Source organism: Clostridium sp. Marseille-P3244 (genome assembly GCF_900120155.1).
Taxonomy (GTDB): domain Bacteria; phylum Bacillota; class Clostridia; order Lachnospirales; family Lachnospiraceae; genus Mediterraneibacter.
Map to the genome: position 1 here is coordinate 1622743 of NZ_LT635549.1, position 17561 is coordinate 1640303.

Annotated in this window: 22 protein-coding genes, 1 pseudogene and 1 riboswitch; of the genes and pseudogenes, 21 read left to right on the plus strand and 2 right to left on the minus strand. The window is 47.2% G+C overall.

The genetic code is table 11. From position 1 onward, the window contains the following. The first annotated feature begins 421 nt into the window (after window positions 1-421). From mobV to BQ7367_RS09600, 12 genes are all read left to right on the plus strand, one after another. On the plus strand, window positions 422-1387 hold the full coding sequence (mobV, locus tag BQ7367_RS09550) for a MobV family relaxase (RefSeq protein WP_072525232.1): 966 nt from the start codon (window positions 422-424) through the stop codon (window positions 1385-1387). An 8-nt stretch (window positions 1388-1395) separates the two neighbouring features. Next, window positions 1396-2250: a ParB/RepB/Spo0J family partition protein gene (locus BQ7367_RS09555; protein WP_072525233.1), complete on the plus strand. Its 855-nt coding sequence runs from the start codon at window positions 1396-1398 to the stop codon at window positions 2248-2250. Window positions 2251-2294: 44 nt separating this feature from the next. Continuing rightward, window positions 2295-2519 (plus strand): YdbC family protein, encoded by a 225-nt coding sequence (locus BQ7367_RS09560; RefSeq protein ID WP_072525234.1) that lies wholly within the window; start codon window positions 2295-2297, stop codon window positions 2517-2519. Window positions 2520-2541: 22 nt separating this feature from the next. Next, window positions 2542-2733, plus strand: coding sequence for a hypothetical protein (locus BQ7367_RS09565; protein WP_072525235.1), 192 nt, complete (start codon window positions 2542-2544; stop codon window positions 2731-2733). Next, on the plus strand, window positions 2734-4422 hold the full coding sequence (locus tag BQ7367_RS09570; protein ID WP_072525236.1) for a recombinase family protein: 1689 nt from the start codon (window positions 2734-2736) through the stop codon (window positions 4420-4422). Next, window positions 4397-4564, plus strand: coding sequence for a hypothetical protein (locus BQ7367_RS14615; protein WP_173829251.1), 168 nt, complete (start codon window positions 4397-4399; stop codon window positions 4562-4564). Before BQ7367_RS09570 ends, BQ7367_RS14615 begins: the two co-directional genes overlap by 26 nt. Before the next feature lie 14 nt (window positions 4565-4578). Continuing rightward, window positions 4579-4968, plus strand: coding sequence for a TnpV protein (locus tag BQ7367_RS09575; RefSeq protein ID WP_072525237.1), 390 nt, complete (start codon window positions 4579-4581; stop codon window positions 4966-4968). 82 nt (window positions 4969-5050) lie between these two features. Further along, a riboswitch (FMN riboswitch) is annotated at window positions 5051-5166 on the plus strand. A gap of 99 nt (window positions 5167-5265) precedes the next feature. Continuing rightward, entirely contained in the window at window positions 5266-5910 is a 645-nt protein-coding gene (locus tag BQ7367_RS09580) for an ECF transporter S component (RefSeq protein ID WP_072525238.1), read from the plus strand. 9 nt (window positions 5911-5919) lie between these two features. Continuing rightward, a complete protein-coding gene (locus tag BQ7367_RS09585) occupies window positions 5920-6666 on the plus strand; it encodes a riboflavin kinase (RefSeq protein WP_072525239.1) in 747 nt (248 codons plus the stop codon). A gap of 108 nt (window positions 6667-6774) precedes the next feature. After that, window positions 6775-7365, plus strand: coding sequence for a TetR/AcrR family transcriptional regulator (locus tag BQ7367_RS09590; RefSeq protein WP_072525240.1), 591 nt, complete (start codon window positions 6775-6777; stop codon window positions 7363-7365). Window positions 7366-7376: 11 nt separating this feature from the next. Continuing rightward, on the plus strand, window positions 7377-7964 hold the full coding sequence (locus BQ7367_RS09595; RefSeq protein WP_072525241.1) for a nitroreductase family protein: 588 nt from the start codon (window positions 7377-7379) through the stop codon (window positions 7962-7964). A gap of 40 nt (window positions 7965-8004) precedes the next feature. Beyond that, complete coding sequence (locus BQ7367_RS09600; RefSeq protein ID WP_072526162.1) at window positions 8005-8178, plus strand: cysteine-rich KTR domain-containing protein; 174 nt, start codon at window positions 8005-8007, stop codon at window positions 8176-8178. Here the strand turns inward: BQ7367_RS09600 and BQ7367_RS14620 are convergent. Next, window positions 8159-8353: a hypothetical protein gene (locus tag BQ7367_RS14620; RefSeq protein WP_072525242.1), complete on the minus strand. Its 195-nt coding sequence runs from the start codon at window positions 8351-8353 to the stop codon at window positions 8159-8161. The genes BQ7367_RS09600 and BQ7367_RS14620 overlap by 20 nt on opposite strands. Window positions 8354-8807: 454 nt before the next feature. On the opposite strand from BQ7367_RS14620, the gene BQ7367_RS15015 reads away from it, so the two are divergent. The 3 genes and pseudogenes from BQ7367_RS15015 to BQ7367_RS09625 form a co-directional block, all read left to right on the plus strand. Continuing rightward, window positions 8808-9071 (plus strand): RNA polymerase sigma factor, encoded by a 264-nt coding sequence (locus BQ7367_RS15015; RefSeq protein WP_442855373.1) that lies wholly within the window; start codon window positions 8808-8810, stop codon window positions 9069-9071. An 86-nt stretch (window positions 9072-9157) separates the two neighbouring features. After that, on the plus strand, window positions 9158-9631 hold the full coding sequence (locus BQ7367_RS09620) for an RNA polymerase sigma factor (protein WP_072525244.1): 474 nt from the start codon (window positions 9158-9160) through the stop codon (window positions 9629-9631). A gap of 63 nt (window positions 9632-9694) precedes the next feature. Continuing rightward, window positions 9695-10312 (plus strand): annotated as a pseudogene (locus tag BQ7367_RS09625) (hypothetical protein); the annotation flags it as partial. 25 nt (window positions 10313-10337) lie between these two features. Here the strand turns inward: BQ7367_RS09625 and BQ7367_RS09630 are convergent. Beyond that, complete coding sequence (locus BQ7367_RS09630) at window positions 10338-10718, minus strand: hypothetical protein (RefSeq protein ID WP_070088305.1); 381 nt, start codon at window positions 10716-10718, stop codon at window positions 10338-10340. Between the two features lie 98 nt (window positions 10719-10816). On the opposite strand from BQ7367_RS09630, the gene BQ7367_RS09635 reads away from it, so the two are divergent. The 6 genes from BQ7367_RS09635 to BQ7367_RS09660 all read left to right on the plus strand — a co-directional run bounded on the left by BQ7367_RS09635 (window position 10817) and on the right by BQ7367_RS09660 (window position 17417). After that, complete coding sequence (locus BQ7367_RS09635) at window positions 10817-11224, plus strand: PrgI family protein (RefSeq protein WP_070088304.1); 408 nt, start codon at window positions 10817-10819, stop codon at window positions 11222-11224. Continuing rightward, on the plus strand, window positions 11175-13538 hold the full coding sequence (locus tag BQ7367_RS09640) for a VirB4-like conjugal transfer ATPase, CD1110 family (RefSeq protein ID WP_072525245.1): 2364 nt from the start codon (window positions 11175-11177) through the stop codon (window positions 13536-13538). Before BQ7367_RS09635 ends, BQ7367_RS09640 begins: the two co-directional genes overlap by 50 nt. Before the next feature lie 69 nt (window positions 13539-13607). Then, window positions 13608-14015, plus strand: a complete 408-nt coding sequence (locus BQ7367_RS09645; RefSeq protein WP_072525246.1) for a DUF6075 family protein — start codon at window positions 13608-13610, stop codon at window positions 14013-14015. A gap of 12 nt (window positions 14016-14027) precedes the next feature. After that, window positions 14028-14807 carry a DUF6674 family protein gene (locus BQ7367_RS09650; protein ID WP_072525247.1) on the plus strand — a complete coding sequence of 260 codons (780 nt, stop codon included), beginning with the start codon at window positions 14028-14030 and terminating at the stop codon, window positions 14805-14807. 16 nt (window positions 14808-14823) lie between these two features. Beyond that, a complete protein-coding gene (locus tag BQ7367_RS09655) occupies window positions 14824-15603 on the plus strand; it encodes a class B sortase (protein ID WP_143142979.1) in 780 nt (259 codons plus the stop codon). Window positions 15604-15632: 29 nt separating this feature from the next. Then, complete coding sequence (locus BQ7367_RS09660) at window positions 15633-17417, plus strand: lysozyme family protein (protein WP_072525248.1); 1785 nt, start codon at window positions 15633-15635, stop codon at window positions 17415-17417. The last annotated feature ends 144 nt before the right edge of the window (window positions 17418-17561 follow it).

The window sequence follows — 17561 nt, forward strand, 5'->3', positions numbered from 1 at the left end:
CGGCGGTCTTGCCCTTCGGGTGGCAGGCATGGCGGCGATGGCAATGCTTCTCCATCTGCGCCCTGCCACCCTGCGGGAGAACACCCCGCAAACGCTCCGTGCAGGCGTGGGCTTTTCTCGCCTCTTTCGGCTCGTAAAGCCACCCCTGCGGCTGAAAAAACCGTCCCGGTTTTTACAGCCCGCTTTTACAGGGTGTAACACACTACACCTTGCAAGCAAGGAGCGTGTGCCAGACTTTCCCTCTGGACTCCCTTTATGCAGGGCTTGCGCCCTGCTCCCCGCCGCCTGCGGCTGCGGGGAAAGGCGGTGCCGGTGACAGTGCCGCACAGGTTTAGGGGGCATCCCAAAACCACCGTCATCACTGTCACCACCGTCACCGCCTAAAGAACACCCGCCGAAAAAAGAAAGGAGTTGAACGCTTATGCCTTACGCAATCCTGCGTTTCCAGAAACGCAAGGCAGGCTCTGTGGCTGCCTGTGAACGCCACAATGAACGGAAGAAGGAGGCGTACAAGAGCAATCCCGATATTGATCTGGAACGCTCCAAGCACAACTATCATCTTGTGTCGCCGCCACGCTACACCTACAAAAAAGAGATCAACCGCATGGTGCAGGCGGCAGGCTGCAAGGTACGCAAGGACAGCGTGATGATGGTGGAAACCCTCATTACCGCCTCTCCCGAATTTATGAACAGCTTACCGCCAGAGGAACAGAAAGCCTACTTTGCTATGGCTTTGGACTTCATAGCGGAGCGTGTGGGAAAACAAAATATCCTCTCTGCTGTGGTGCATATGGACGAGAAAACACCCCATATGCACCTTTGCTTTGTGCCGATTACGCCAGAGGGAAAGCTGTCTGCCAAATACTTTTTAGGCAACCAGAAGTCATTATCCGAGTGGCAGACCGCCTACCATGAGCGCATGTCCGCACGGTGGAATGAGTTGGAACGGGGGCAGTCCTCAATGATTACGGGGCGAAAGCATATCCCCACATGGCTCTTTAAGTTAGGCGGCAGGCTGGATAAACAGTATGAGGAAATCGTGGCGGCGCTGTCCGATATTAACGCCTTTAACGCAGGGAAGAAACGGGATAAGGCGATCTCCCTGCTTTCCGCATGGCTGCCGGAGGCAGAAAAGTTTTCACGGGAGATTGGAAAACAGAGCGCCTATATCGACAGCCTCAAAAAGAAAATCGGGCAGGAAACCGACTATGCGGGGCGGCTGCGTGACGAGAAATACGCAGAGGAATTAAAGGTGCAGAAAGCCAACCAGAAGATATTTGAGTTGCAGCGCACTAATCAGCAGTTGGAACGCCTGCTGAGGAAAATCCCGCCCGAAGTGTTGGAAGAATTGCAGAAATCGAATAGAAACAGGTCAAGAGAAAGGTAGGAAAGCTATTGAAAAAACAGGATTTTACAATGCTGAAGATTGAGGATTTACACCCGTTCCCCGATAACCCGTTCCGTCTGGTGGAGGACGACCTGCTGATGGAACTCTCTGAGAGTATCAAGGAGTTTGGTGTGGTAACGCCTATTATAACCCGCCCGAAAGAGGATGGGAACGGGTACGAAGTCATCGCAGGGCAGCGGCGTGTCCGTGCCTCACAGCTTGCAGGGATAGAGACAATCCCTGCTTTTGTTTTGCCCTTAGACCGTGACCGGGCGATTATTACCCTTGTGGACAGCAATATCCAGAGGGAAAATATCCTGCCAAGCGAGAGGGCTTTTGCCTACAAGATGAAGTTGGAGGCGATGAAAAGGCAGGGATACCGCACGGATTTAACTTCGTCCCAAGTTGGGACGAAGTTGCGGACGGACGAAACGGTGGCGCAGGGCTTTGGTATTGGAAAGACCACCGTACAGCGATATATCCGCCTGACCGAGTTAATCCCGCCGATTTTACAGATGGTGGACGAGGGGCAGATTGCCCTTACCCCTGCGGTGGAACTGTCTTTTTTGAAGAAGGACGAGCAGGAAAACCTGCGGATCACGATGGAAAGTGAGGACGCTACTCCCTCTCTTTCGCAGACGCAGCGCATGAAAAAATTAAGCCAGATGGGGCGGCTTGATATGGATACCATCTTTGCGATTATGACTGAGGAAAAGGCAAACCAGAGGGAAACCGTGAAAATCGGTATGGACAAGCTGCGGAAATATTTCCCCAGAGGCACAACGCCAAAACAGATAGAGGACACCATTCTCCGACTTCTGGAGCGTGAATTACAGAGAAAACAAAACCGTGACAGCCGATAATCTTCTTTTCTCGGCGGGTAACAGACAGAAAGGACAGGTCTTTGATGAAAGAAATCCAGTATGAAATCGTAAGGGAAATCGCTGTCCTCTCCACGGGCGACAGCGGCTATACAAAGGAAATCAACCTGATTGCGTGGAACGGGAACGAGCCGAAGTACGACATCCGCAGCTTTTCCCCTGCCCGTGAGAAATGCGGCAAAGGCATTACGCTGACAAAGGCAGAGGCGGAGAAACTCCTTGCGGCTCTGAAAAAGGAACTGGAACAATGAGATTTTGAAGGGAGGTATGCCTATGGCAAAGACAACGGTGCGCCCGAAAATCATCGTGCAGGCGGCTTACACGGGCGGCGCAGATATGCGGGAATTATTTATTTCCCTGCTTGTAAACGAGGTGCGGAGGGGAAAATCCTCTCCCCGCACCTTTGAGATAATCAAACTTCCGCAATACAATGAGGGCAGTACAGATACAAAGGAGGCGAGCTGAATGGCAATGTTAAGGGCGGCTCTGTACTGCCGCTTATCAAAGGACGATATGCTGCAGGGCGACAGCGAGAGTATCAAAACGCAGAAAGCCATGCTGACGCAGTACGCAAAGGAGCATGGCTTTCTGGTGGTGGAGATCTATGTGGACGATGGGTATAGCGGATTGAATTTCGACCGTCCGAGTTTTAACCGTATGCTTGATGACATCGAGGCGGGAAAGATTGATGTAGTCATTACGAAAGACTTATCCCGTCTGGGGCGTGACCATCTGAAGGTCGGACACTTCACGGAGATTTACTTCCCGATGAAGAATGTGCGGTATATCGCAGTCAATGACGGTGTGGACACCGCCAACAAGAACAACGATATAGCGGCTCTGAAAAATGTGATGAACGAGTTTTACAGCCGGGATAATTCCCGCAAAATCCGTTCCTCTATCCGTGCGAGGGCAAAGGCGGGGCTGTACCGTTCGTCCTTTAACCCTATCGGCTATCGCAAATCCCCCGATAACCACAACAAACTGATCGTGGACGAGGAAACAGCGTGGATTGTGAAACGGATATTTGAACTTGCCAACGCAGGCATGGGAGCGCATAAAATCGCTACCGTATTTCGTGAGGAACAAGTACCCTGCCCGTCATGGTGGCTGCACAGCCGGGGCGAAAAGGACTACTCCAAGCGGTTTGAAAATCCAGAGAACAAGTATGAATGGTCGCACACCGTCATACGCAATATCATTTCCAATCCCCTCTATCTGGGGCATTGCGTGATGTGCAAGACCGAGAGTATCTTCAAGGTCAACGCCTCAAAGAAAGTACCGCAGGAGGACTGGATTACCGTAGAAAACACCCATGAGCCGCTTGTGACGCAGGAGGTGTTTGACGGGGCAAACGAGAAGATTTTGAGCCGCAGGCGGGATACCACCGATAACTTTGTCTCTCCCTTTGCGGGGCTTGTGAAGTGCGGCACTTGCGGAAAGGCGTTAGGCTTGCGCTACTGGACGGGGAAAAGGCATAGGATTTATGTGTGTACCACTTACGCCCACGACACTAAAGCCTGCACAGACCACCGTATTTTCTATGAGGATTTATACAAGGCGGTGCTTGCGGATATTCAGTACCACGCCCGCCTTGCCTATGAGGACAGGGAGAAAGCGGTGGCTCTGGCAGTGAAGATGAACGCCAGAGCAGACGGGAGCAAGGGGAAAAACAATGCCGACAGACTGAAAGCGGCAAAGAAACGGTATGAGGAAGTGACGAGACTGTTTGACCGTCTGTATGAGGACAGTGTATCGGGGCGTATCTCCCATGACAATTTTAACCGTCTGATGGATAAGTATCAGACCGAGCAGGAGCAGCTTTTAGGGCAGATACAGGCTTTAGAAACCGCCATGCAGGAGGTTAAGGACAATCAGCAGAACGCTGTCAGGTGGGCGGAACTGATGGCACAGTATGTGGGGATACAGGAGTTGACTGCTGAAAATCTTAATCTTCTTGTGGAGAGGATTGAGGTCTATGACCGCACGGAAACCAATGCCGGGGCAGAACAGATGATTAAAATCTGTTACCGCTTCGGCGGCTACATAGGGGAACGGGTATTTTCCGCAAAGGTGCTGAAACACCCTTGCAGGAAAAAAGCCTGCCCTCTCAAAGAAAGGAAAGGCTATGGGAAAATATCACTTGTATCTTAGCGAGGAAGAAAGGCAGCTTGTTCTCCACGCTCTGATCGACTTCCGCAACAAGCTGATTGCGGCGGGCAGATATACGGACTGCGTGGACGAGCTGCTGATAAAGGTCATGTACGCAAAGACGAAAAAGATAAAAATACGGTAATGGAGGAAATGACAATGGCAAAATCAATCTTTGAACAGTTGGGCGGCACTTATGAACAGCAGGGAGATTATCTTCTCCCCTGCCTCACAGTACCAGACGAAAAAGAACAGTCCATAGGCGTATGGGGGCAGCGGCACTTGCGGTATCTGAAAGAATACCGCAGAGCCACCTACATAACCCTGCTCACAAGCGGCAGGCTGAACGCTTACCTTGCCGACATCGACAGGCAGGCACAGGAGCGCATGGAAAGGCTCACGGAGCAGATGAAACGGGCTCAGGGTATCACGGAACAGCTAAAGGCGGAAAATGCCTTAGAATGGGTACAGAGAATGAATAACATACGGGCGTGTGCAAGGGAGATTGTGGAGAGGGAGAGGATTTCTACATCAGTAAAAAAAATATAACTTCCGAAAAGTTTCCGAAATCTTTTTAAACCGTTGTTGCTCAAAAGTGCAAATGATATAATTAAACGGAACAACAAAATAGATGTGTCTTCAGGGCAGGGTGAAATTCCCGATTGGCGGTAAAGTCCGCAAGCGTTTTTCGCATGATTTGGTGTAACTCCAAAACCAACAGTATAGTCTGGATGAAAGAAGATAAAATATATTTCTCACAGTTTTTTCTGTGGTTTACCAAACACTTAACACCTGAAAGGCATTTCCTTTTGGGTGTTATTTTTATAATTGCGGAGGAAATTGAACATGAATAGTAAAACAAAAAAACTTACAACAGTTGCTATGCTTTGCGCTATTACTTACGTTGTAATGGCTGTTGGAAGAATACCGATTGTGTTATTCCTAAAGTATGATCCGTCAGATGTTATTGTTACATTAGGTGGGTTTATTTGGGGACCGATGACTTCTTGCATTGTATCAGTTGTTGTGGCAGTAATCGAAATGATTACGGTAAGCGAAACAGGAATTTTGGGATGTATTATGAATATCGTGCAGACGCTTTCGTTTGCGTGTACTGCTGCTGTAATTTATAAGAAAAAACACACATTGTCCGGCGCAGTTATCGGTTTGGTTTCAGGGTGGATAATAAGCGTATTTGTCATGTTACTATGGAATTATCTTGTAACACCCCTCTATATGGGGTATTCAAGAGAGGTTGTAGCAGAAATGCTACTCCCGGTTTTTCTTCCATTCAATTTGCTAAAAGGTGGATTAAATGCTTCTATTACCTTTTTACTCTATAAACCTGTAATCACTGCGTTAAGAAAGAGTGGCTATGTTTCCAGCGTAGAAAATGTGACAAGGCGCAAGCATATAGGACTTATATTACTCGCTTTTTTGATTATTATTACCTGTGTGCTTTTTATCCTGTCGATGAATGAAATTATATGAGGGCTGATAATGGATACAAGTGATAAAGAGAAAGTTATTTACAAAACAATAACAGAAACTGTCATACATGGGCGAGGAATTGGGAAACACGTAGGGACGCCTACTGCAAACCTAAAAGTTGAAAAGCAGATTGATTTGTCAGAGACAGGTGTATACTTTTCAACAATTTTATTATGTAACCAATTTTTTTATGGTGTAACCCATATAGGCACACGTCCTACTCTTGACAATGATAAGGAAATCTCTATAGAAACTCATATCTTAAATTTTGATAAGGACATATACGGATGTACGATTACGATAGCCTTGTATAAAAGGATTAGAGAAATTCAAAAGTTTGATAATCTCTCTTTACTGTTGAAACAAATTCGGAAAGATTGTGTCGCCGCACAGAAATATTGGAGAATAAAAAATCAAACAGCTATATTAGTTATGGATAAAGAAACACATTGCGCCATGATAAATAGTCAAAACATATACTTATCAAGCAAAGAATTTGATGTTTTATATATGCTTTATTCTAATCCGATGTCTTCTTTCACAAAAGAACAAATTTATAAAGCTGTGTGGAATGAGTTACCCGTGGGAGGAAACCATGCTGTAGAAAATACAATATACCAAATAAGAAAAAATGTAAGTGTATTGTTCAAAATCAGGATTTTATTAAGACTATTGTGGGTTACGGATATAGATTCAATGAATAACATACGAGCGTGTGCAAAGGAAATTATGGAGAGGGAGATTATCTTTGCATAGGCGTACTAAAAAAATCTTATCGTCCCCAAATATGTCTATTGACAAAATGACACACGTGTCATAAAATAGATAAATGACACGTGTGTCATTTTCTGGAGGTGTTAATATATGGCGGACAAGTCGTTAAAAAAACGTAATTTAATTTTAGACTGTGCAGAGAAGGTGTTTAGTCAAAAAGGATTTTCGGTAGTTACTATGAAAGATATTATAGAAGCCTGCAATATTAGTCGTGGAGGGATATATCTTTATTTTAGTTCCACTGACGAAATATTTATGGAGGTAATTAAATCACATCATCAAACTTATCTAAAAAAAACACAACACAATATTGATGAAGTCAAGGATTTCCAAGTAATTGTCGAAACATATTTTGAAAATTTAAAACAGGAAATGCTAAATATAAAAGGTAGTTTAAAATTAGCTATGGTTGAGTTTTTTATAACGCATAAAACAGATACAGAAAGCGAATTTTTTATAAGTGCAATGAACGGATTAAAAGCGCCTATATCTGAGATATTGTTATTAGGGAAAAAGCAAGGAAAAATTTCTTATGATAATTTATCAGATGCGGCAGATTTGGTTTTTTATTGGCAAATAGGTCTTGAGGAAATTATGCTTTCTACAAATGTACCAATGGAAAGCTTATATTCACAAATCGACTTAATGAAGAACATGATTTTATCAGGACATTTAGATTAGGAGTTATTTCGATGAAAGAAATATTAGAACGTAGAAGTATACGGAAATATGAAAACAAAGCTCTCTCTTTAGATTTACTAAAGAAAATCATTGGTGCAGCGCTAAAAGCGCCATCAGCAAAAAATAGACAACCGTGGAAATTCATTGTTTTGGTTTCTGAGGAAAAAGATAAATTTGTGCAAGTAATGCGTCAAGGAATAGAAAGAGAGCGTGTTACCAAAGTTCTTCTTCCCAACAGTAGTAATTATATTTCAGCGGCAAAGCATACTGCTACAATTATAGAGCAGGCTCCCGTATTGATTGTAGTATGTAATCCGTCAGGACATTCGTTATATGAAGATTTAACACCAGAAGAAAAAATTTATGAACGTGCTGATATGCAATCTATTGGTGCAGCAATTCAAAATATGTTGTTAGAAGCGACATCATTAGGCATTGGAACATTATGGATTTGTGATACTTATTTTGCGTATGACGACTTAAAAGATTATTTCTGTGATAAAGGAGAAATAATTGCCGCAGTAGCGTTGGGATATCCTGCGGAACATCCTTCTGAACGCCCAAGAAAGGATTTTGATGAAGTAGTAGAGTTCCAATAAGTCTTTATACGGGATGGATGTGTTCGATAGAAAGCAGGCGATGAAAGTAGAGAAATGGTTATTATGTCCTTTTTGCAATAATAAGACACGAATAAAACTACGGACAGATACAGAATTAAAAAACTTTCCTTTGTTTTGCCCAAAATGCAAACGGGAAACTTTAATCAATGCGAAAGAATTACATATAACTGTCATCAAAGAGCCAGACGCATAGACGCAGAGCCGATGAACTTGTGAGTTACCTCACGGATCATCGGCTCTTTTTTTCGGATAGTGCTAATCAGTCCGCCATATAAAAAAACGGAGTTTTGACGGACTGTATAGTTATGCCCTAACGCTCCCTCTAAACCCGTTTTGAGTTTGGAGGGATTTTTTGCGTCTTTCTTCATTTCCTATCCTGCCGCTAATCCGTGCGGCGTTCTACATATTACCAGACAGGAACGAGGATAGTCTGTTAAAAAAATCTTTGTTCTGATAAGGCTCTCTTATGCACTCGAAACAGAGGGCAAATATCTACATAAAAGAGCTTTTACTTCTTATAGCCGCAATGGTCTGATAGCCTTTGCGGTTTTTCTTTTGTCGCTTTTTGTCAAGAGACAGGACAAGCCTGTGTCTGGCATTGGGTGTCGCTCTCCGCCTGCCAATCTGAATTTTCAAAAAAATTCAGATTGGAGGTAAAGAACAGTGGCATACAACCACGGAAAGGCAGAGCGCAGATGGCGGCTCTGGAAAGAGAAAGAAGAATAGATTTTACGGGAGTGCGGAGTTGATGAAGAAACGATTGAGGAAATCCGTACTTTTGATAGGGAAGAATTTAATTCCGACAGACGGTTTTATACACGCTTGAATGATGTTGGGGAATACATAGCGGAAACTGCTATGCAGGAGCCGCCTATGGAGGTCAACACAGTCTGTGATATGCTGAATGAAATCGAGGATGAAACTCTGTACCGTGCATTACTTACGGTGGACAAGCGTACTCTGCAAATTGTCCTGCTGAAAATGCAGGGATATTCTCTAAAGGAGATTGCGCCGATGGTCGACTTATCGGCGGGCGCTGTCTATGCAAGGTTAGACCATCTGCGGAAAAAGCTGAGAAAACTCTAATAGTATCTAAAGCCCTGCTGTTTCCTGCGGGCTACTGGGTGAGAGGACAACCCCTCTCACCCATTTTTTAGCAGGAGGACAAGGCAATGGCGATACCTAAACGGTCATACTGGCTTCGGGAAGTAGTGACAGAGGCAGGAACAAGCTATCATATCAGTTTTCGTGACGGGCAGGGAAAAATCCAAAAACTGTGTGTATCCTATGACTTCTACATGGCGTTTCGGAGACTGGAACTTGATGAACGGAAATTAGAAGGTTGGGATTACCGTCACAGAGAGTTTTCGGAGATTATGGAGGAAACCTTGAACTGGCGGGCGATAAGACAACCTAAAAGCATTGAGGAGGTTATTCTTGAGGAGGAACGGGCAGAACTGCTCCAGAGGATTATTAGCAAGCTGCCAGAAATGCAAAGGCGGCGTTTTCTGCTCCACTATGAGTATGAAATGACTTATAAGGAGATAGGGAAAATCGAGCATTGCAGCCAACAATCCGTTGGTCGTGCTGTAACTGCCGCAAGAGAAAAGATAAAGGCAGAGATGAAGAAATACCTAAACGCATGACCGTTAAGCATACCCTTGTATCTTTGGATATGAGGGTATTTACTTTGTGTTCTCTAATGGAGCTTCACAGAAGTGAAAAAGCCGGAACACGCACTGAAACTGTTTATCCGTTTCGCTCTGGCAAAAGGCGTGATTACCTATGGTCTGGAACTGATGATGGCGCTGTTCCGTATTGTGCAGGGGATTGTCAGCACCATCATGGACGCTGCCGGATTTGGGAGCGCACAGGAGACGGTGCTGCCGCAGGAGATCATTACCGCAGTGGAAGACTGCGGATTTTTTGAAAGTATCCCTCTATGGGCGGTCACGCTGATCGGAGGTCTGTTTATCACAGTTTTGAGCTTTATTATGATCATGAGCGTGTACGGGCGGTTCTTCCGGCTGTATCTCTATACCGCTATCGCCCCGGTTCCCTTGTCTACCTTTGCCGGGGAGCCGACACAGAACGTAGGAAAGAGTTTTTTGAAATCTTATGCGGCGGTGTGTCTGGAGGGAGCGATTATCGTCCTGGCCTGTATTATTTTCTCCGTGTTTGCGTCATCCCCGCCAGTGGTTGATCCGGAGGCAGCGGCAGTTACAATGGTGTGGAGCTACATTGCGGAACTGATCTTTAACATGCTGGTGCTGGTAGGCGCTGTGAAGATGGCGGACCGTGTGGTACGGGAGATGATGGGATTGTAAGAAAAAAGACACGGAATCCCGTGCCTTAGTCTACGATTTCTTTGGTATCTTTGTACCGCATGTTCCCGGCGCTGTCAAAGTACACGGAGTCCATAGAGATTCCATTGTTTCTGGCACATCTGACCTGCCAGCTCATATCCTCTTCCAGAGCCTTGTAATACTTCCGGTCACGGAGGGCGTTTCTTAGAGAAAAGAGCCAGCTTATGACGGAGAGAGCGAGCAGGCAAAAAAGGATTGCAAAAGCAAGCGTCTCATGGGCGGCAGCCCACGGGTTCAGAACCGTGGCGGTCAGGAGAAAGTAAAGGAGCGGCAGAGTCAGCCTGAATTTTCCCGCCAGACGGAAGAGTAAGGAGAGAATGAGCAGGACAGCAGAGATACCGAGAGAGAGAAAAACAGTGTATGGCATATAAAAGCCCCCTTTGCGTTTTTTCTTTGAGTATAACAGGAAGAACCGGGGGAGACAAATGTGCGATTGAGAAATTTTCAGATAAAGGAGGTCATCATTTGGAGATCAAGATCAACCGGGAAATCCGGGAATACACGGAGGCCATGTATTTTGGCCTGTCACTCCGCCAGTTTATCTGTGCGGTTCTGGCCTGCGGTGTTGCTGTGGGCCTTTATTTTTTGCTCCGTCCCCATATGGGGATGGAAACCGTCAGTTGGGTGTGCATGTTGGGAGCGGCTCCCTTTGCGGCCATTGGCTTTATCAAATATCACGGAATGACCGCAGAGAAATTTCTATGGGTATGGATCAAGAGTGAGATCCTCATGCCGAAGTATCTGGTATTCCATCCGGAGAACTTATATTACGAGCTGACAAAAGACGAGATCAGAAAACAGGAAAAGGAGGCGATGGGAAAGCATGTTAAGAACACTAAAAACCGTCATGCGGCAGGACAAGGAGAAGTTTAAGATCCCGAAGAGCGTACAGCAGGCGATCCCGATCCAGACGATCTGGAAAGACGGGATCTTTCTGGTAGGAAAAAACAAGTATGCGAAGACATACCGGTTTACAGACATTAACTTTGAAGTGGCGTCTGAGGAAGATAAGAAAACGATGTTTCTGGAGTATACCAATATCCTTAACTTCTTTGACTGCGGAGCGACCACCAAGCTGACTGTCATTATCCGCAGGCTGAACAAAGAGGAACTGAAAGAGGCAGTTTTTATCCCGAAGCAGAATGACCGTCTGGATAAGTACCGGGAGGAAGTCAACGATATGCTTATGGAAAAGACAGTGGGAGCCAACGGCATGATCCGGGAGCTGTATGTGACGATCTCTGTATACCGGAAAAACGTGGAGGACGCAAGGAATTATTTCCTGCGTACCGGAAACGGGCTGATTTCCCATTTCAGCAACCTGGGTTCCAAGTGCGAGGAACTGGACGCACAGGAAAAACTTCATGTACTGTACAGCTTTTACCGGGCCGGAGAGGAAAGTCATTTTTGTTTCGATCTGAAAACGTCCGCAAAACTGGGGCACAGCTTTAAGGACCATATCTGTCCGGATACGATGGAATTTGAAAAGGATTATTTCAAAGTAGGGGAGCGGTATGGCAGGGTGCTGTATCTGAAAGACTATGCTTCCTATATTTCTGATGAAATGGTGTCGGAGTTTGCGGACATCAACCAGAACATGATGATCAGCATTGATATTATCCCGATCCCCACAGACGAGGCGGTCAATGAGGCGCAGAACCGGCTTTTGGGCGTGGAAACAAATATCACGAACTGGCAGCGGCGGCAGAATGCCAACCAGAACTTTTCCGCTACCGTACCCTATGACATGGAACTGCAGAAAGAGGAGAGCCGGGAGTTTTTGCGGGATTTGACTACAAGGGATCAGCGGATGATGGTGGCTGTCGTGACTTTCATGCACACAGCGGAGAGTAAGAAACAGTTGGACGCAGATACCCATACCATCCTGTCTCTTGCGAGAAACCGGATGTGCCAGATGGCAGTGCTGAAATTCCAGCAGATGGACGGGATGAATACAGCACTCCCGATCGGCGTGAGGAAGATCGACAGCATGAGGACGCTGACTACGGAAAGTTTAGGCAGCCTGATCCCCTTTAGGACGCAGGAAGTCATGGACAAAGGCGGAATCTACTGCGGGATCAATGCGATCTCCCACAATCTGATCTTAGTAAACCGTGGGCTTCTGCTCAATCCGTCCGCATTTATCTTAGGCGTACCCGGAAGTGGAAAGTCCATGCTGACCAAAATGTTTATCCTGTTGATCATTCTTTCCACCTCAAAAGATCAGGTGCTTGTGTATGATCCGGAAGGAGAGTATGAACCTCTGGTGCAGGCGCTGGGCGGCGTGAGCCTGCCGATCTGTGCAGGGAGTGATATTCACTTGAATGCTATGGATATGGTAAAAGGTTACGGCGATAAGAACCCGGTTGTGGATAAATCCCAGTTCGTCCTCTCCCTGTATGAGAGGATCACGGATGACCGCTATATGATTGGGCCGAAAGAAAAGAGTATCCTGGACCGCTGCGTGGAGCGTGTGTATTCCCGGAAACGCCAGTACGAAATCCCGACCTTCTTTACGCTGCGCCGGGTACTGCAGGAGCAGGATGAGCCGGAGGCGAAAGATCTGGCTCTGATGTTGGAACTGTTCACAGACGGTACGCTGAACAATTTTTCCCATCCCACCAACATTGAGACGGAAAACCGTCTGATCAGCTTTAATACACGGGGCATGGTGGAAGATATGAAAGACCTGGGGCAGCTTGTGATCACGGACCATATGATCAACCGGGTATCCCAGAACTGGGAGAACGGCGTGAGAACCCATATCTTTCTGGACGAGTTCCATACGCTGCTGCAGCATAAGTACAGCGCAAACTTCTTTGACAGCGCCTACCGGCGGTTCCGTAAGAGAAACGCATGGACGACCAGCCTGACGCAGAACGTGGAATATGTGCTGGACTCCCTGACCGCAAGGACCATGCTCTCCAACTCGGAATTTATTGTCATGCTGAACCAGTCTGCCTCTGACCGGGAGCAGTTGGCGGAACTTCTTCATATTTCCGGGGAACAGATGAAATATATCACAAATGCCAGAGCCGGAAACGGACTTGCCAGGATCGGCAGCGCCCTGGTTCCCTTCTATAACCAGATGAGTAAGAACTCTGAGATCTATAAGCTGATGTCCACAAAACCGGAGGACTTCGAGAAAACGTGGGGTAGTGGGGGAGCTGACATTACAGAATCATAATAAATATCATGCCAGGCAGTCTGTGAGGAAAGAGATTTCCCGCAGGCTGTTTTCTAATGGAGGGATCATATGAAAACAATCAGATTTGAATCACAGGAACATGAAAATTTCTTTTATTCCATGCTGAAAAGAACCGGGAACACGGACAGCTATCATCAGGCGTTTTTCTACTGCGTGGGGATTTCCGACACTACCAGAAGAAATGTGGAGCGGATTTTTGACTTTAAGCAGGGGCATATCCGGCCGGAGGGCCTGCACGAAGGGTGGCAGACAGGCGGCTCCATCCGTCTGACAAGGCTTGCCTTCAATCTTTGGAACGGATATGCAGAAAAGGGAGATGAGCGGATGTCCACCCCGTATGAGATATTTGACTGTGGGTACGCTCCCTACTTCTTTGAGGCGATCCGGCTGAAATATCCGGATTACTGCCGGGAACTGCCCGCCATGAAACCGCAGACCGCACAGAGAGAGCGATAGGAGGGAGCGCAGATGGAGACAGCAAGACAGACGGCGTTGATGGAACAGCCGGAGATCGTGGAACTGTTCCGGGTATTGGAAGGGAATGGACTTACAAAAGAACAAAAGGAAGTGGAATCCCTTGTAAAGTATCTGGACGGAATGGAAGTCCAGTTTGGGCAGGTATTGGAGGAATTGCGGGATGTGAAGGAACAGTTATCCCAGATCCAGGACGGAGGCGTGAGAGCGTCCGTCCTGCGGATCGTGGAACAGGCACAGGGAAAAGTGCAGGAAGTGGGCGTACAGTTAAACACGGTGCGGAAAAATCTGATCCAGTCCGCAGGAAACGCTTTGCAGATCTATAAAGAGAAAGGAAAGGACGCTTTGCGGAAAGCTGTATCAGCCATGAAGATCCCGTCTGCTCTTGCACGGATACAGGAAGGGCTTCACGGGGCAGTGGAGAGCATGAACCGGCAGGCGGATAAAATGGAAGTTTTAAACGGGGAACTTCACGCCGCAGGCGGACACATCAAAAACGTGGGCAGGATTTTCCGGGGGAAAGAGCAGAAGAAAGTTGAACCACAGGCCACAGACAAGGGGATTACAGCGAAGATCCGCAAGTCATTTTTGACGATCAGCGGCAGGCTCTCCAGCATGGAGCAGACCACAGAGAACCTGCGTCGGCATCTGGAACAGTTCGTGCAGAAGGAGGAAAAGAAACCGTCTGTGAAAGTGGAACTGAAAAAGCTGAAAGAGGAGAAGAAAATGGTTCCCCAGTTGCCGGTTCCAGTCAAACAGCAGGCAAGAGAATAAGGAGGAGAATTGCAGAATGAAACATCAGAAGATCAAAGGGAAATGGTATCTGGCAGGACTGGCGGTATGTGTCCTGCTGTTTGGCGTGTCGCTGTTTCAAGTGATCAGCCATTATGCGGGCGCACAGAAAGCGGAGGAAGAATTTACCAAACTGGCGGAGATCGTGGAGCAGACAGAAGATACGCCGGAGGAAGAACCGGCAGGAGAGGAGCAGGAAGTGATTTCTCCCTTAGAGTGGTATGCCGAACTGTTTTCCATGAATAATGATATGGCCGGATGGATCAGGATTGCGGATACGCCGATCAACTATCCGGTCATGTATACGCCGGACAACCCGGATTATTATCTGAAACACAATTTTTACAAGGAATCCAGTGCTTATGGTGTTCCCTATATCGCAGAGCATTGTGATCCGATGGAACCCAGCGACAATGTGATCATCTACGGACACCACATGAACAACGGTTCCATGTTCGCCGGACTGATGAACTATGAGGACCGGGATTTCTATGAGCGGCATAAAACGGTCCGTTTTGATACGCTGACGGAAACTGCGGAATACGAAGTGATCGCAGTATTCAAGACCACGGTCTATGACGATACCGGATTCAAGTTCTATCTCTTTTCTCATGCAGAGACGGAGAAAGAGTTTACGGACTATGTGGAGCAGTGCAGGGAACTTGCCCTTTATGATACGGGAGTGACCTCCACATATGGAGACAAGCTGCTTACCCTGTCCACCTGCGAATATTCCAATACCAATGGAAGGCTTGTGGTTGTAGCAAAGAAGATCTGAAAATCCCATATCCGAAAGGAGGGCAGGCGATGGGAAGAACGATCAAAACCCGCCACGTCCAGAAGGATATCAAGGTATTGGATAAAACAGTGACAGCGGCGGAGCATATGAAAGGGGCCTATATCCGGACAAGAGACAGCGCAGAGCAGACACAGGTCAAGGAACAGGGAAATCCCGTAGGCTATGCCGAAGATCAGGTCATGGAAAAAGGGGAGAGAGCCGCCCGTGGAACGGTTCAGCAGACAGGAAAACAGGGGGAAAAGATAATCCATGCTGTCCGGGAGAGGGGCAGAGCGAAAAAAGAGGCAGAGGCTTTCCGGGAGAAGAACGGAGAGCCTTCCGCCTCTTCTTTTTCGTCTGGTACAGAAAAGACTTACCAGCCGAAAGAGCAGATGAAAAACTGGACAGGAGCACAGACCGGGCGGACAGTCGGAGAGCAGGCGGGAAAGAAAGGAGCGCAGATCCGGGAACTTCCAAAGCAGACGGTAAAAACGGCTGAACGGGGAGAGAGAACAATCAAAACAGTTAATGCTTCTGTGAAAACTTCCGGGAAAGCGGCAGTAAAAGGCACAGGTCGGACAATCAAAACAGCGGAATGGGCCGGGCGCAGCGCAGTCCGGACTACGGAAGTGGCTGTCAGAACTGCAGGACAGGGAGCAAGGGCTGCGGTGTTGACCACGCAGCGGACCGCCGCTGCCGCAAGACAGGCGGCGATTGCGGCAGTGCAGACCGCAAAAGCGGCGGCAAAAGCTGCCGCAGCCGCAGTAAAGGCAGTCATTGCAGCTACCAAAGCGCTTGTCTCTGCTATCCTTGCAGGTGGCTGGATCGTGGTGCTGATCCTTATAATTGTCATTCTATTTGGAGCGTTGTTCAGCATGGTGGGAGGAAGTAATTCCAGTACCGTTACCCCTGTCAGCGCCGAGGTGGAAGCATATGAGCCGCTGATTCGTCAGTATGCCAGACAGTATGGGATTGAGGAGTATGTGGAACTGATCAAAGCGGTCATGATGCAGGAGAGCGGAGGGCAGGGAAGTGACCCCATGCAGGCGTCTGAGTGTGGGTACAATACCCGTTATCCCAATACACCGAACGGGATCACAGATCCGGAGTATTCCATTGATGTAGGTATCCAGAACCTTGCGGCTTGTCTGCGGGAGGCAGGCGTGGAAAGTCCGGTGGATATGAATCATATAAAACTCGCCCTGCAGGGATATAATTATGGGAACGGCTATATTTCCTGGGCGAAAGAGAATTACGGAGGGTACACCTATGCCAATGCGGTAGAATTCTCTGAAATGATGGCGGAACGGAACGGGTGGAGCAGTTACGGGGATAAGGAGTATGTATCCCATGTGCTGCGATACTATGTGTTTGGACGTATCCCCACGGGAACCGGGAGTCAGGCGATTGTGCAGGTGGCTTTGACGCAGGAAGGAAATGGAGGAGATATCTACTGGAGCTGGTATGGATTTTCCAGCAGAGAGGAATGGTGTGCCTGCTTTGTAAGCTGGTGCGCTGATCAGTGCGGATATATTGAGGCAGGAGTGATACCAAAGTTTTCTTTATGTTCTGCAGGCATGGAATGGTTTGAGAGCCGGGGCCAGTTCATGGATGGAAGTTATGTTCCTGCTACTGGGGATCTTGTATTCTTTGACTGGGAAAATGACGGCAGTGTGGATCATGTTGGGATTGTGGAAAGTGTGGTAGATGGAAACATCTATACAGTGGAAGGAAACAGCGGAGATAAAGTGGCCAGACGGAGCTACCCGATAGGTTATGTGCAGATCGTGGGATATGGAGTGCCGGCATATTAATAAGATCAGGTAAAGGCATAGCTGAATTAAATGCTGTGCTTTTGCCTGAAAATTATATAATTAGATAGATTTGAAAGTAGAGTTGAAAAAGTGATTTTGGTAGAGTATGATGAAAATGCTAATGCTTTTCATGTATGTAAACTT

Bases quoted from the DNA above. Each gene is read 5' to 3' on its own strand.
- mobV (WP_072525232.1), top strand. From the start codon at position 422: ATGCCTTACGCAATCCTGCGTTTCCAGAAACGCAAGGCAGGCTCTGTG.
- BQ7367_RS09560 (WP_072525234.1), top strand. From the start codon at position 2,295: ATGAAAGAAATCCAGTATGAAATCGTAAGGGAAATCGCTGTCCTCTCC.
- BQ7367_RS09565 (WP_072525235.1), top strand. From the start codon at position 2,542: ATGGCAAAGACAACGGTGCGCCCGAAAATCATCGTGCAGGCGGCTTAC.
- BQ7367_RS09570 (WP_072525236.1), top strand. From the start codon at position 2,734: ATGGCAATGTTAAGGGCGGCTCTGTACTGCCGCTTATCAAAGGACGAT.
- BQ7367_RS14615 (WP_173829251.1), top strand. From the start codon at position 4,397: ATGGGAAAATATCACTTGTATCTTAGCGAGGAAGAAAGGCAGCTTGTT.
- BQ7367_RS09575 (WP_072525237.1), top strand. From the start codon at position 4,579: ATGGCAAAATCAATCTTTGAACAGTTGGGCGGCACTTATGAACAGCAG.
- BQ7367_RS09580 (WP_072525238.1), top strand. From the start codon at position 5,266: ATGAATAGTAAAACAAAAAAACTTACAACAGTTGCTATGCTTTGCGCT.
- BQ7367_RS09585 (WP_072525239.1), top strand. From the start codon at position 5,920: ATGGATACAAGTGATAAAGAGAAAGTTATTTACAAAACAATAACAGAA.
- BQ7367_RS09590 (WP_072525240.1), top strand. From the start codon at position 6,775: ATGGCGGACAAGTCGTTAAAAAAACGTAATTTAATTTTAGACTGTGCA.
- BQ7367_RS09595 (WP_072525241.1), top strand. From the start codon at position 7,377: ATGAAAGAAATATTAGAACGTAGAAGTATACGGAAATATGAAAACAAA.
- BQ7367_RS09600 (WP_072526162.1), top strand. From the start codon at position 8,005: ATGAAAGTAGAGAAATGGTTATTATGTCCTTTTTGCAATAATAAGACA.
- BQ7367_RS14620 (WP_072525242.1), bottom strand. From the start codon at position 8,353: ATGAAGAAAGACGCAAAAAATCCCTCCAAACTCAAAACGGGTTTAGAG.
- BQ7367_RS09620 (WP_072525244.1), top strand. From the start codon at position 9,158: ATGGCGATACCTAAACGGTCATACTGGCTTCGGGAAGTAGTGACAGAG.
- BQ7367_RS09630 (WP_070088305.1), bottom strand. From the start codon at position 10,718: ATGCCATACACTGTTTTTCTCTCTCTCGGTATCTCTGCTGTCCTGCTC.
- BQ7367_RS09640 (WP_072525245.1), top strand. From the start codon at position 11,175: ATGTTAAGAACACTAAAAACCGTCATGCGGCAGGACAAGGAGAAGTTT.
- BQ7367_RS09645 (WP_072525246.1), top strand. From the start codon at position 13,608: ATGAAAACAATCAGATTTGAATCACAGGAACATGAAAATTTCTTTTAT.
- BQ7367_RS09650 (WP_072525247.1), top strand. From the start codon at position 14,028: ATGGAGACAGCAAGACAGACGGCGTTGATGGAACAGCCGGAGATCGTG.
- BQ7367_RS09655 (WP_143142979.1), top strand. From the start codon at position 14,824: ATGAAACATCAGAAGATCAAAGGGAAATGGTATCTGGCAGGACTGGCG.
- BQ7367_RS09660 (WP_072525248.1), top strand. From the start codon at position 15,633: ATGGGAAGAACGATCAAAACCCGCCACGTCCAGAAGGATATCAAGGTA.